We start from the raw sequence: 14297 nt of genomic DNA, 5'->3' as shown, positions 1-14297 counted from the left end.
GCTGCCCGGATCAGATGCGGCCGATCTTGTCCTGGTGCTGGGCGATCCAGGCCTGCAGGGCGGACACGTCCATCCACTCGGTGTTATTGTCGCTGGCGTAGGTGAAGCCTGCGGGCACGCGCCGCCCATCCTTAATACGCTTGAAGTCCTCGTGCCAGCTGTGAATGGCGGGCAGTATCTTGAAGTGCTCCGGGTATTCATAAGTGTAGTAGGCGTCTTCCGGACTGATCATCTGTTCATGCAGTTTCTCGCCAGGACGGATACCCACGATCTCGTGCTGTGCTTCAGGGTCGACCGCCAGGGCGATATCGGTCACCTTCATCGACGGGATCTTCTTGACATAGATCTCGCCGCCCTCCATGTCCTCGAATGCGTGCCAGACCAGCTCCACGCCCTGTTCAAGGCTGATCATGAAGCGGGTCATGCGCGCGTCGGTCACTGGCAAAGATCCTTTACCCTTCTGTGTCAGGAAGAATGGAATGACCGAACCGCGCGAACCCATGACATTTCCGTAGCGCACTACCGAGAACTTGCATCCATCGACACCAGCGTAGGAATTCCCTGCAACGAACAACTTATCAGAAGCGAGCTTGGTCGCTCCGTAGAGATTCACTGGGCTGCTGGCCTTGTCGGTGGACAGGGCCACCACACCCTTGACCCGCTGGTCAATACATGCATCGATCACGTTCATAGCACCATTCACGTTAGTTTTGACGCATTCGAACGGGTTGTACTCTGCTGTGGGTACGATCTTGGTGGCGGCGGCGTGAACCACGTAATCCACCCCATCCAGCGCCCGGTACATGCGCTCGCGGTCGCGTACGTCGCCGATAAAAAAGCGCACTCGTTCGTCACCCCGGAACAACTTGGCCATTTCCCACTGCTTCATCTCGTCGCGCGAGTAAACGATGAGCTTGCGAGGGTTGTAGCGCGCCAGGGTCATGGGCACGAAAGTGTGGCCGAACGATCCGGTGCCGCCGGTGATGAGTATGGTGGACTGGTTCAGCATGTCCTGAGAGCGGATTAAAGTGGAAAAAAATGCCTAGCGACTCACCTAGTCACTGAGCTCGTGTCTCCTCCAGCCACCATCAAACCACCATACCCGCGGGTCCCGGAAGGTGTCAGCGATAGCATCGAAGGTGGTTTCATCCATACCCACGTAATTCAGCCAGCGCTGCACATCAAACGGCTTGACCGGGTCGTGATGCCGAGCTAACGCAATGCCTTCAGCGCGCGATAGTACGCCACTGCGGATGTCTTTGGATGCGTGATCTGTACAGCGGCCATAACCGAACTTCACGTATTTCATGTAGTCGTGCGCGCCGTTCTCGTGCATGTCGTCTAGGTTGGACGCTCGGCGGTAGGTGCGTTCAAACGGCGTGTTGCCTGCCTCAAAACCGTACAACTCAGAAGCCAGTTTGCTGTTAGCGTTACCGTCCCATGGTACATAGTTAGAGAGGTAGATACCCTTGAGGTTGAGGTCAAAAAGCTCTTGATCACTGGGGTACTGGTAAGGCACCATGTCAGCCGCCGTGATGTCTTCGAAGCCCACCATGTAGTTCCACTCGTAGCCGCGGCCAAAATGCTCAAGGCGATTGCGGTAGCTCCACTCAACAAAGTCGTTCATGGAGAACTGCCCGCACAAGTCGGCATAGCCGTGCTCACCCCAAACTACCAAAGGAATCTTATGCAACGCAGCGATTTTCATTGGCAGTGTGGCGATACCCATATGGCCGTGCCAGTTCATATCCCCCATAATCTGGAAGCCTAGGCGATTGAGCTTTTTCAGCAGGGTCACACTGGGTTTGTAGATGATGTGATCTACATCGAACACCTCGGCCATGCGCCGCAAGTTGTATTCGCCCTCTGGGGTGTAGTTGTTGCCGTAATACGTTACCAAGAGCGGTTTGTAGCCCAACACGTTCTTTACGTAGTGAGTCTGGAAGTAGCTATCCTTGCCACCTGAGACGCCAATGACGCAGTCGTGCCGCGTTCCGTCGGATGAACGGGCTTGTTCAAAAATTCCGCGCAGGATTGTGCCGCGACGTTGCCATTCCGAGGCTCCGAAATCGGTCTTCATCTGCGCCATCTGGCAACCCGTGCACAACCCCTTGGCGTCGTACTCCATGGGTGTGGCACTCAGTGATGGATACAGACATTGTGTGCACCAGCGCATCTTTCGTTCACGCGGATCCTGCGCCGCTGCGAAAAGACCTTGGCGCGCATGGCTCATCCGCATCTCGAGTTTGGCTTTTTCAATTTGAAAGTCGTATTGCGGTTCACGCGTAAACCACTTGTTGGCGAGTTGCACGGGCCGCATGGCAACCCCCGCATCAATGCAAGTTTTTTTGGCGTGCGGGTAAGCCAGCTCATAGAAGTTGAAGATGTTGGCTGCAGCTGCGGCACTGGCGCCGGCTTCATTCAAAGCGGGCACGAAGTCAGCGTATGTGCCGACACCACCGCAAGCAATCACGGGGATCGATACTGACGTTGTAACCGCCTGAACCAATGCAAGGTCATAGCCGGTGCCAGCACCATCGCGGTCCACAGAGTTGAGCACGATCTCGCCCGCGCCCCGTTGTTCACACTCGCGTGCCCACGCCAATGGATCAAGCCCAGTCGGCGTTCTACCGCCGTCGATCATCACTTCCAAGCGACCATCGCGATGGCGAAGCACGTCGATGCTTACCACCACGGCCTGGGCACCAAATGCCCTCGAGGCCTCAGTCAGCAGTGCAGGGTTGCGCACCGCCTCGGAGTTGATGACGCATTTGTCTGCACCTGCAGCAAAGCGTTCGCGCATAGCCTCGATATCTCGAATGCCGCCTCCCACCGCCAGCGGCATGAAGCACAGTTTGGCGATCTCAGGAAGCAAGCCCAGCAGGGTGGTGCCTTGGTATTGCACCTGGAGGTCGTCGCGACGCAGGTCATGGCGGTCTTCGGTAGAGATATCGAGCAAGATCAGCTCATCAACGTTCCAGTTGGAGAGCCGACGCACCGTGTGCATAGGGTTACCGATGCTTTGATGGATACTGAACAGTTGGCTACGTACTATCAGTCCGTTCTTGAGCAGTAGCACCGGGATGAGGCGTTTCATGTTCGATCAGCGGAAGTGACAAACTAGTGCGTGAAGGAGGTCCAAGCCGGGCTCCTGGCTTTTCTCAGGGTGAAACTGAGTCCCCAGCACTCGACCCCGAGCCACAATGCTGGCGATGTCTTCTTCAGCAAAACGCGATGTGCCGATGCAGTGAGAAGGCGACTTCACCTCAAAGTGGTAGCTATGCACATGGTAGAAATTAGCGCCGTCGAGAACGGCTGGTAGCACTGCCGTTGAATACTCGTTCAAATGAACCGTGCGCCAGCCTACATTTGGCACGCGATGGTCTGGCAGCTTTTCTCGCAACCTGACCACCTGCCCTGGGATCAGTCCCAAACCTGGATGTTCGCCATGCTCCTGGCTGGAATCTCCGAGCAGCTGCATGCCCAAACAGAACCCTACAACGGGACGCTGGCGCTCTAAAGCATGGTGTTGAATCGCCTCCGCCAGCCCGCTTTGAAACAAGCGTCGCGAAGCCTCTGCAAATGAGCCTACACCCGGAAGTACCAGCAGGTCAGCCTGCGCTATCGCGGCTGCATCGCGTGCAACTATCACCCGCGCGCCCACCAAATTCAGAGCTTGGGTCACTGACAATATATTCTGGATTTGCAAGTCCACCAAAGTAACTACGCGTTGGGGCATCGAAGACCTGTTCGTGTGACTGGATATGGTAGTTGCTCAAATTGGCTTGCGCGCCAAGACCCAGAGATTTGAGGAAAGCCCTTGCGCTATCAGATAGTCTTGGAACGCTTGGCCATGCTGCTCCCATCCGTCAAGCAACACCCTCTTCAAAAACGGCTGATGGCTCAGGTCGAATGAACCTTCGAGCACCTTGTTGCGCACCAATTCGGCATCCAGCAAACCCGGGGTGAACGACTCTAGTACGTCCAAGCCAACGCGCCGCAGCATTTTTTCAAGCGATGCGGCATTGAAGTAGTTCAGATGCTCATGATCAACCGTATCGCTCACAGGGCCAAGTGTCTCGATGTCAAAGCCTTGTCCATTGGGGCAGGTCAGCAACAGCAGCCCGCCAGGGCGCAGCAAGCGAACCATCTGCAGGGCAAAGTCCAGGGGGCTAAACAGGTGTTCGATAACTTCGAAGCTGGCGACTACGTCGAACAAGTCCGTAGACTGCAGAGTGACCTCCTCGATCGGCATTTCGAGCACTTCAATGCCACGCTCTCGGCAACTGATGGCAAGCCCTGGTGTCGGCTCGACAGCCACGACTCGCTTGAAAACGTTTCGCGACATGAGCTCAGCACAGAAAGTACCGAATCCCGCACCGACTTCCAGTAGTGAGTCCGTCCGGGTCTGGTGCCGGGCGCATATCTCCAGCAAGCGATTGACCCGAGGCACAAAAATCCGAGTCCTCCGCGAAACCTCCGATGCAGGGAAGATGTGGGCATTCCAGTACGCGTAGTTTGGAGAGTCGCGGTAAAACCAAGCCAAAACTTCAGCTGTAGGCCGGGGTGAGACATAGAGAGTTTGGCAATCTTCACACCGAACGTACCGTAGTCCATTTTTGCTGTACTGCGCTGTACGTCGATGAACGCCACACGCTGGGCAATCCACCTCAACGAATTCACTGTAGCGCGTGAGAAGACGACCCACGTCGGTAAGTGCTGCGACCTTCTGGCCCGTCATCAAATTTTTCGGGCGAATTTCTTCCTCAGTCAGTTTTGTCGTCATGGAGAGTTCAAAAGTTGTAGAGCCAGCTCGGCAATGCGGGGTGTAGCAGGCCCTTGAGGGACAGACACAGGGCGGTCAGCAGCTGGCGCTGGGCGATTGTTGAGCATGGTTGCAATCTCGTCGAGGCTGTTTACCAACTCACTGGGGCCAAGACTCCCCAAGTCGAAGTCGGCACTCTGAACCCAGGCGGAAAACCCAAGGTGGAGTACGCGCTTACCGAGCACGGCCGCTTGCAGTCCAACCGTACTAACTTGGTGGATCACCGTATCAGCTGCGTGCAGCAAGGGGGCAATCGGATCCACCCTCGGGATACTCAAGTGCACACCTTCCTGCGGTGCTAGGCGCGCAAACTCGTGATACTGAGCCGGGTGGTAGCGAACGATCAGACCGGTCTGAGGCGTATTCTTGACCCAGGCTCGCAGAGCTTGCTCTACGGCCAGGCCAAAAGCAGCGCCGGGAAAAGTCGCGTGATCCGGCTCAAGTATCCCGGCCCAAAGCACTATGTGAAATCCTTCCCAGCCCAACTTCGCCCTCAGAGCTCGACCCTGCTCCACAGCGCAAGGGTCAAAAAGTTCGTCGAAATCGGGGCTACCGGTCACAAACACCTGATTAGATGCGAGGCCGTGGGCAAGGAATCTCTCACGCACCTCTGTGGCGATGACAGTAATGCACCGGGCATGCACAGGTCTGTAGAGAAAGGGGTCAGACTCTGGCGCAAACAAATCAACCATCGTGAGCGTTGGGATACCACGACTAACTGCGGAACGAATCGCTGCCTCCTCGGATCGAGGCGTGCTGGTAGCCACGACTAGGCCGGGCTGCAGAGCATCCAGCACCCGCCCCATGAAATCGACCGGCATGAACCCTTGGCGACCCCTCTGCTGATACCGCAGGCGGGCGGCCACCTCACCTTCGGCATCAACCCATTGCAAGAAGTTGATACCTAAGTAGCAACGCGTTTCCTCCAAATCGACTTCGGGATGTGTGTTGCCGACCAGCAGGCGATCTCCCCACGATAGTGCCTCCTCCATTCGAGGACCTAGCAGGGGCAGGAAATCCCGATAGCCCATAGGTTCAAGTCCCAGCTGCCGAGCCTTCGGATAGCCGATCGTGAGTGCCATCAACAAACACTCAACGCCCTGTCGTCGCAACTCGCGAACCACTGGCGCAATTTTGGCGATGTGGCCAGCGCCATAGCTAACAAAAAAAGCCCTTCGCCGCGGATCGCGCGTGCGGAAGCGCGGCAGAGTCTGCGAGTTCAGCATGCAGTACTCCAAATTTCTAACGCGGCCAGCGCACGTAGCTCCCGAGTGAAGTTACCTTGGCCGTCCCTATGCCGATCCAACATACAGCCCAATATTGTGGGATCGAACAATCGTCCGATTACTTCACTGCCCTGCAGGGTCTGACGCAACCAGCCATGCAACTCGCCTTGGAACCAATCACCGATGGGCACAGTGAACATTTGCTTCTTGCGGTACGCCAATTCGTTACCTATCAGCGGTGCAGCCGCCCGCTTCAACCAATGCTTTTTGTCGCCCCGCGCCGATAGCTTGGTCGCGCCGCGCGAGCGAAAGGCGAACTGCATCATCCGCCAGTCCAGGAATGGTGTGCGCGCCTCAATACTCGCAGCCATACCCATCCGGTCGGGCTTGACAAGGTTGTTACCGCTCAGTAGCAGCTGCATATCTAAGTAGAGCGCCTGGTTGATACGGTCAAAATGGCATGCCTCTTCGAACCAGGGTTGGGCCGCAGCAGTGAAGCTGTCGACGCCAGCCAGTTGCGCGCGCACTTCTGGCCGATACAGCGCGGTCTTGGCCTTGGGAGTGAATAGCGAAATACTGTCAAAGTAACTGCGCTCAAACGCGGTTTGCGGCAAAGTCAGTGCATCTGGCTGCGCGAAGAACTGGGCATATTTGTCGTAACCAGCAAATAGTTCGTCGCCGCCGTCACCTGTCAGCACCACCTTGACCTGCTTCGCCGCGAGTTCGCTCACGCGCAGGGTGGGCATGAAAGAAGCATCACCATGCGGCTGGTCCAGGTGATGCAGTGCGCGGGGCCACTGCGCCAACATATTCAATTCGGCAACTTCCATCGTATGGTCACAACCAAAACGCTGGGCGGCCTGTAGAGCGAAGGCCGACTCGTCGTAGCGCAAGTCTTCAAAGCCTATACAAAAGGTTTTGACCGGCTCCCGCACGTGGCGCGCCATCAGTCCGACGATGGTGCTCGAATCGACCCCGCCCGAAAGGAAAGCGCCAAAGGGTACGTCGGCACGCAAGCGGATGCGGGTGGCGTCGTCGAGCAAAGCCATGAACTCATCGGACCAATCGCCAAACTCAAAGTCTTGCTCACGCTGGTCTGCCAGGCTCCACCAGCGCTGCGTCTGCACATGGCGGCCCCGCGTGTATTTGTGCCAGGTGCCAGGCATGACATGGCACACGCCTTCGTAGGCCGTCCACGGCGCAGGGACATAGTTGAACGTCAGGTAATGATGGATTGCTTCCAGGCACATACCAGGCTTGCGCCGAACGGCCGGCCACAGGGCCTTGGGCTCAGAGCCAAACAGCATACGTTGGCCGTCGTCGTACACAAACAGGGGCTTGACGCCGATGCGGTCGCGCGCCAGATACAACGCGTCTTCGCGCGCATCGTCGATGGCAATAGCGAACATACCGTTCAGGCGACTCAGGCAGGAGATGCCCTCGCGCTCGTACAGGCGCAGGATGACTTCGGTGTCCGACTGCGTGCGCAGACGCACGCCCTGGGAGCGCAGCTCGGCGGCCAACTCCAAGTGATTGAAGATTTCGCCGTTTTGCACCACGGCAACCAAGCCGTCGTCGCTGGCAAAGGGCTGGTGACCGCCGCCTAGATCGATGATGGACAGCCGCCGGTTGCCGATAGCTACACCCCGCTGGGGCTGGTGGTGGATGCCTTCGTCGTCCGGTCCGCGGTGCACCAGCGCTTGCGCCATACCGCGCAGGACTTTATCGTCCAACGACTGTTGTATGCGATCCCAGTAGCCAAAGATACCGCACATGGTTCAGTTCGCGCCCTGGCCGCCCAGGCGCTTGAATGTCCACCAGCAGATCTTCAGGTCGAGCCAGAGCGAAGCTTCGCGTGTGTAGCACAGGTCGGCTTCGAGCCGCTGCACCTCTGTCGAATCGGACCGGTACAGGGCCTGAGCCAGCCCTGTGATACCGGGTCGCACGCTGCAACGCTGCGCCCAATCAGCGTCGGTGTATAGGCTGCGCTGAGCGGGCACGTCGGGACGCGGGCCGACTAAGCTCATCTCACCCGTAAGCACATTAAATAGCTGAGGCAGTTCATCGATGCTGGTGCGGCGTATGAAGCGGCCAACGCGGGTGATGCGCGGATCATTTTCAGCGGTGAAATATGGCCCCATCTGAGCCGCATTCTTCACCATGCTGCGAAATTTGTACATGCCGAACTCTTGGCCATTCAGACCCAGGCGGGCCTGCCGGAAAAGAACCGGAAAACCCGTTTCTAAAGCAATCGCCAGCGCAGCCACCAACAGCAGCGGGCTCAGGACCAGCAGCGCCACCAAGGAAAGCACGATATCCACGCCGCGCTTCAATCCACTGCCTCTACAGTCCGCACGGACATGGACGTTGCAATAGAACGTATCACACTGCTGATACGTAGCCTGTCTGCAACGACCTGCTCTGGCGTACGCCTTGACAAGGTCTGCTCAGACTGCCGCAGGGCTTCAACCTCGGCCTCAAAGGTGTGCACGGCAGCCCCCGATTCGTCTGGTCGATGAAAAGTGCGCGACAAAATCACGCCTCGTGAGCCTAAGCGAACATGCTCAGCCAACACATCACGGCCCGGAAGCAGCCCTTCGTCCAATCGTGCGATGCCGCCAAAACCAAAGCGCAATCCATACGCATGAGCCTTGAGTGCCACGCCGTCCAGCAGCCCCTGCGCCAGGGGCTCGAACATGAATCTGCAGCCCAGCGACAGATGCAGGTCGTTCAACCCCACGAACACCTCTCGCAGACCAGTGGTATCAACCCAAGAATCCAGCGAATGCAGCGCGCCCGCCGTCTCCAGCAACGCAACGATAGGAGCCCGCCCTGCCACGATACGGCTAAAGGCGCGCAACTCGTCGGGGGTCTGGAACATGGGCAACATCACCGAGTCGGCACCTTGCGCCAGCACTGTGTCCAACTCCACGGCCGTGCCTTCGTGCAACGGGTTCACCCGCACCATCAACTGGGACCGCCGCAACTGAGCCTTGATACGACCTACATCCTCGGGTTGGTGCGTGCTGACGAACGTGTTACGTCCTGCCTGACGCGCGGCCTTGCCATTCCTTTCAAGATCGACAAACAAGCGCATACCGGGCAGCGCATCGCAACGGCGCGCCAGATCTGGGTCATTGGTGATCTGTAGAAAATCCATCATGGTTGGGATCGGATTATGACCGCAGGGCTTGGCGCAATCCGGGGCCAACGAACCAACCAGACGCTACAACAAAGAGAGCAGCTACCGCAGATAGAAGAAACGCTTGAGCCTGTTTTGATCCAGGAATCGAAGAAGGTGTTGCTCCCGCAAGGCCAAGCCATTGCGTCACGGCCACCCAGGCCACCAGCATGAAAAAGGGCGACAGCAAGGCCCCCACCGGAACCCAGCGCCGCATGGCAGGCACGCCCAGCGCGCCCCAAGCCACCACCGCAGCACCAAGGAACCCCGCATTCAGAGCCCACATCAGCTGGTGCCCCGCCGTGTAACCCATGGCTCCAGCAACGAGCACTATCGCCAGGGCGAGCGCATAGGCCAGCACTGCAAAACGCATGCGCCCTACAGTGGCCAAAATAGTCAAAGCCACTGCCAAAAGTGCTTGCGGCAACAAGCCCCAGGCACCCACACTACCCCAGGCTGCAATCTGCACCAACGCTGAGGCTTGCATGCGCCCCCAGCCGAAGAGCACACTGGAGATAGCGGGAGCCCCCACCAACAACGCTGCTGCTGCTGCGCAGGCCAATGTCCAGGCCAATATCAGGGCGCTGCGTACGGCAGATGCCATCGCTTCCCCGTTTGAATTTTCAGAGTCGGTTTGCCTGCCGTGGGCGTGGGCGATGGCGGGGAAAGCCAGCGACGCTACCAATTGGATCGCCAGAACCAACGGCAACTCCACCAGTTTCCATGCATAGTTGAAGGTAGCAAGAGCCCCCTCACCAGCGCCAGACGCGAAGGTACGCGCCACGAAGGGCAAGGTCAGTGGCAGACCGGCCCCCAAAACCGCCCATATCCAGATGCGCCAGCCGGGCAAAGGGCCAGGCGCGATGGAAGAAGAGGGCAGCGAGTTGCCGTGGCGGTACAGCGGTCGCATGCGCCAGCCCTGCCACAGCAGCCTCATGAAGACCGCTACCAACAGAAAGACACCCAACGTTGGCACCGCCCCTTCGCCCGTCGCAGATCCACGCGTGCTCCAAAAGACCAGCGCTGTGATCAACACGCCATTGACCACCAGGTTCGCGCTATACATACCTAGGAAGTCCTTCTCATGCTGCAGCCGCGTTGCCCACAGACCCGCCAGCATGGCGGCGGGTAAGGCAAAAGCACTCCAAACCACCGCTTGACCGACTGAGCCCTCAAGGGAAAGCGATACTCCCGGCACCAGCAGAGCCCCCAATGAAGCATGGGCCGCCATCATCACACTTGCAAGCAGGATGCTTCCCCACAGCAGATACGTGGCAACGCGATGTTGTGTGGCATTTTGCTGCGCGGCTGACTCTCTCGCCCAATGCGGAAGCAGAACATAGGCCAACGCACCGCTGACGAATACGCCCGCAAGCCAATCCGGCAGGGTCAACATGACAATGGCCACATCTGCCATGCCTGAGCTGCCAAAAGCAGCGGCCAATGCCGTTTCGCGCAACACCCCCAATACGCGACTGACCAGCAGCAACAGCAGTGAGAGGAGGCCCGCTTTAAGAAACATGCGGCAAATTATCCGGGCTCAGACGGGAACAAGCACCCCACGGCACGTGCAAAAAACTAAAATCACGGGTTTTGGTTCGAATAACGCCTCTGAACGCCTCCATTTGCGGGCGGCTCTCCATGTCTGACACCACCACCTCCCTCCCCCCTCAGGACGACAACCAGCTCATCGCCGAGCGCCGCGAAAAGCTCCGCGCTCTGCGCGAAGCCCAGGCCAACGGCGGTAGCGTTGCTTTTCCCAACAACTTCAAGCCCGGCCACAAGGCTGCCCAGTTGCACCTGGAACACAGCGCTGCCACGAACGAGTCTCTGGAAGCCACGCCGGTGAATGTGTCTGTGGCCGGCCGCATGATGCTCAAGCGGGTGATGGGCAAGGCCAGCTTCGCCACGATCCAGGATGGCTCGCTGGGCGAAGTGGGTGGGCGTATACAGCTCTATGTGACCCGTGACGCTGTGGGCGAAGAGCTATATGCGGCCTTCAAGCACTGGGATCTGGGCGACATCGTTGGTGCCGAAGGCTTGCTGATGAAGACCAAGACCGGCGAGCTGTCGGTCAAGGTGACCAGCCTGCGCCTGCTCACCAAGAGCCTGCGCCCGCTGCCCGACAAGTTCCACGGCATGGCCGACCAGGAGCAGAAGTACCGCCAGCGCTATGTGGACCTGATCACCGATGAGCAAGCCCGCAAGCGCTTCGTGGCCCGCAGCAAGGCCGTGAGCGGCCTGCGCGAGTTCATGGTGAGCCACGGTTTTCTCGAAGTCGAGACGCCTATGCTGCACCCCATACCGGGCGGCGCCAATGCCAAGCCGTTCGTGACGCACCACAACGCGCTGGAGCAGGAGATGTACCTGCGCATCGCTCCGGAGCTGTACCTCAAGCGCCTGATCGTGGGCGGCTTCGAGCGCGTGTTCGAAATCAACCGCAGCTACCGCAACGAAGGTATCTCGGTGCGCCACAACCCCGAGTTCACCATGATGGAGTTCTACGCGGCGTACTGGAACTACCTGGACCTGATGGACTTCACGGAGACGCTGATCCGTGAAGTGGCGCTCAAGGCCACGGGCTCGCTGCAGATGACCTACCAGGGCCGCGCGGTGGACCTGACCCAGCCGTTTGCCCGCCTGACCATCCGCGAAGCCATCTTCCAGTACACCGAGGCCGGTGCCCATGTGGACGATGCCGCCTGGCTCATCAGTGCATTGAAGAAGCTGGGCATGACCGAAGGGAAGGACAAGCTCTCGACCCGCACGCTGGCCAGCCTGCAGGTGTTGTACTTTGAAGAAACGGTGGAAGACAAGCTGTGGCAGCCCACCTTCATCATGGAACACCCCACCGAAATTTCGCCCCTGGCACGTGCCAACGACACCCGCCCCGAGGTGACCGAGCGCTTTGAGCTGTACATCACCGGCCGCGAGTTCGGCAACGGCTTCAGCGAGCTGAACGACGCCGAAGACCAGGCCGCACGCTTCCATGCCCAGGTGGCCGCCAAAGACAGTGGCGACGACGAAGCCATGTTCTACGACCACGACTTCGTGCGCGCACTGGAGTACGGCATGCCACCCACGGGGGGTTGCGGTATTGGTATTGACCGCCTCATGATGCTGCTGACTGACAGCCCCAGCATTCGCGACGTGATTCTGTTCCCTGCGCTGCGCCGCGAGTCCTGAGGCCTGATTTGCGTCGGAGGGCGGTCAGCGACCGCCCCCTCTACCGGTCACTAGGCACCAAGGAGACATACCGTGCCCTTCAGCTCCAGCAATGCGCCCTACCCTGCCAACGAGCCCCTGCCTTCGGGCAATGCTTTTTCGGTACTGGTGGTCGAAGACCAGGGGTCCGTGCGCGCGGCGCTGGTGGCCGAACTGCGGCGGGCGGGGGTGTCAGACATCTTCGAGGCACCCGAGGGCCCGGCTGCGCTGCATCTGTTCAAGACCCACCGGCCCGATCTGGTGCTGCTGGACATCAAGCTGCCGGGCCAGGATGGCTACTGGGTGGCGCAGCAGATGCGTGAGAGCGAGGCGGGGGACTGGACGCCCATCATCTTCCTGTCGGGCCTGGACAACGAACTGGATGTGTGGCGCGGCATTGAGGTGGGGGGCGACGACTACCTGGTCAAACCCGTCAAGCCCATCGTGCTGATGGCCAAGCTGCGCGCCATGCGGCGGTTGCTGGACATGCGCCGACGGCTGGTGTCGATGTCGGCCGAGTTGCATGTCGCCAATCAGCGGCTTAACGAGATGGTGGAAATCGATGCGCTCACGGGCCTCGTCAACCGCCGCGGGTTTGACCGCATCCTGCACAACGAGATCCTGGCCGCGCGACGCGACGGCACGCCGCTCACGCTGATGCTGTGCGATCTGGACCACTTCAAGCTTTTCAACGACGCCAGCGGCCATGTGCAAGGAGACGCCTGCCTGAAAGAGGTGGGCCGCCTGTTGCGCGAGGTCTGTGTGCGCCCCCGGGACGTGGCCTCGCGCTACGGGGGGGAAGAGTTCGCACTCATCCTGCCCAACACACCCCGCTCCGGCGCCATGACCTTTGCACGCGCCCTGGGGCAGCTGCTCAAGGTGCGCGCCATTGCACACGCAGACTCCCCACTGGGCGACACGCTGACCCTGTCGGGTGGCATCACCACCTGCGTGCCCGACGACAGCACCAACGCCGAGAGCATGATCATGCGGGCCGACCAGGCGCTCTATGCCGCCAAGGCCCAGGGCCGCAACCGCTTCTTCAGTTTTGAAATGCAAATGGACACCGTGGAGCAATTGCGCAATTGAGTTTCTTCCACTTCTTCTCGTTCGACGCGACTGAACGCAACGCCCGTACCGCCGTCTCCCGCATGCAAGTTCTGAAAACCCGACTGCCCGAGTGGATGCAGGACTGGCTTGAGGTCATCATTCCTGGCTCGCAGATCCTGCTGATTCTGTTTGTCGCCTGGCTGTTGCAGCGCACACTGAGGCGCCTGGTGCGCCGTGCCAGCGCCCACTACCAGTTGCCCAATGAACTGCTGGTGCCCATCAACGGCCTGATCCGCTGGCTCATCATTGCCAGCGCCGTGCTGCTGGTGCTGGAGCGCATGGGGGTGTCGGCCACGGTGCTCTGGACCGCCTTCACCGGTTTTGCCACTGTGGGTGCCGTCGCGTTCTTCGCGGCCTGGAGCGTGCTGTCCAACCTGTTTTGTGCGCTGCTGATCTTCACCGTGCGGCCCTTCAAGATCGGCGACTACATCGAGGTGCTGGACACCGCAGAGAAGCCTGGCGCCAAGGGGCGCGTGGTGGACATCAACCTGCTTTACACCACGCTGGAAGACCACGGCGCAGCCACCGATCACACGGCTTGGCTGCAGATTCCGAATGCGCTGGTGTTCCAGCGCGTGGTGCGCAGGTTTCAAGGAGTGCCGCCGCCCCCTGCCCCGCCTGCGGCCACTGCGGATGCGGCAGCCAATGCCTCACCGGCCGCACCGACGCCTGTGACGCCAGGGCCCGTCAACACGCCCTAGCGGGTAACCACGCGGCACCGCAAGGGGTGTGGCACCCGTACCGGACACAC

At 59.4% G+C, this 14297-nt stretch carries 12 protein-coding genes; 3 read left to right on the top strand and 9 right to left on the bottom strand.

Translation table 11 applies throughout. The annotated features are described in order from the left end of the window. Positions 1-10 precede the first annotated feature (10 nt). From pseB to ASD75_RS20370, 9 genes are read right to left on the bottom strand one after another with little or no spacing between them, the layout of a single operon-like run. Positions 11-1009 (bottom strand): UDP-N-acetylglucosamine 4,6-dehydratase (inverting), encoded by a 999-nt coding sequence (pseB, locus tag ASD75_RS20405; protein ID WP_056747625.1) that lies wholly within the window; start codon positions 1007-1009, stop codon positions 11-13. A gap of 45 nt (positions 1010-1054) precedes the next feature. Continuing rightward, positions 1055-3097, bottom strand: a complete 2043-nt coding sequence (locus ASD75_RS20400; protein WP_056747624.1) for an N-acetyl sugar amidotransferase — start codon at positions 3095-3097, stop codon at positions 1055-1057. 6 nt (positions 3098-3103) lie between these two features. Beyond that, positions 3104-3739, bottom strand: coding sequence for an imidazole glycerol phosphate synthase subunit HisH (hisH, locus tag ASD75_RS23515; RefSeq protein ID WP_082565107.1), 636 nt, complete (start codon positions 3737-3739; stop codon positions 3104-3106). Positions 3740-3775: 36 nt separating this feature from the next. Further along, complete coding sequence (locus ASD75_RS20395; protein WP_056747623.1) at positions 3776-4786, bottom strand: bifunctional 2-polyprenyl-6-hydroxyphenol methylase/3-demethylubiquinol 3-O-methyltransferase UbiG; 1011 nt, start codon at positions 4784-4786, stop codon at positions 3776-3778. After that, positions 4783-6051, bottom strand: a complete 1269-nt coding sequence (locus ASD75_RS20390; protein WP_056747622.1) for a hypothetical protein — start codon at positions 6049-6051, stop codon at positions 4783-4785. Before ASD75_RS20390 ends, ASD75_RS20395 begins: the two co-directional genes overlap by 4 nt. Continuing rightward, on the bottom strand, positions 6045-7826 hold the full coding sequence (gene asnB, locus ASD75_RS20385; protein WP_056747615.1) for an asparagine synthase (glutamine-hydrolyzing): 1782 nt from the start codon (positions 7824-7826) through the stop codon (positions 6045-6047). Before asnB ends, ASD75_RS20390 begins: the two co-directional genes overlap by 7 nt. Before the next feature lie 3 nt (positions 7827-7829). Then, positions 7830-8372: a sugar transferase gene (locus ASD75_RS20380; protein WP_156401058.1), complete on the bottom strand. Its 543-nt coding sequence runs from the start codon at positions 8370-8372 to the stop codon at positions 7830-7832. An 8-nt stretch (positions 8373-8380) separates the two neighbouring features. After that, positions 8381-9214 (bottom strand): aldolase/citrate lyase family protein, encoded by an 834-nt coding sequence (locus ASD75_RS20375; RefSeq protein WP_056747610.1) that lies wholly within the window; start codon positions 9212-9214, stop codon positions 8381-8383. A gap of 13 nt (positions 9215-9227) precedes the next feature. Then, entirely contained in the window at positions 9228-10754 is a 1527-nt protein-coding gene (locus tag ASD75_RS20370; RefSeq protein ID WP_056747608.1) for a lipid II flippase MurJ, read from the bottom strand. A 119-nt stretch (positions 10755-10873) separates the two neighbouring features. On the opposite strand from ASD75_RS20370, the gene lysS reads away from it, so the two are divergent. From lysS to ASD75_RS20355, 3 genes are all read left to right on the top strand, one after another. Continuing rightward, the gene (gene lysS / locus ASD75_RS20365) at positions 10874-12418 is read left to right on the top strand and encodes a lysine--tRNA ligase (protein ID WP_056747606.1); all 1545 of its coding nucleotides are present in this window, start codon (positions 10874-10876) and stop codon (positions 12416-12418) included. 72 nt (positions 12419-12490) lie between these two features. Continuing rightward, positions 12491-13525, top strand: a complete 1035-nt coding sequence (locus ASD75_RS20360) for a diguanylate cyclase domain-containing protein (protein WP_056747604.1) — start codon at positions 12491-12493, stop codon at positions 13523-13525. A 62-nt stretch (positions 13526-13587) separates the two neighbouring features. Then, positions 13588-14247, top strand: coding sequence for a mechanosensitive ion channel family protein (locus tag ASD75_RS20355; protein WP_056747762.1), 660 nt, complete (start codon positions 13588-13590; stop codon positions 14245-14247). Positions 14248-14297: the final 50 nt, after the last annotated feature.

This window comes from Acidovorax sp. Root568 (assembly GCF_001427445.1).
Taxonomy (GTDB): domain Bacteria; phylum Pseudomonadota; class Gammaproteobacteria; order Burkholderiales; family Burkholderiaceae_C; genus Acidovorax; species Acidovorax delafieldii.
The sequence above is the reverse complement of the archived record's forward strand: the minus strand, read 5'-3'. Positions and strand labels throughout refer to the sequence as shown.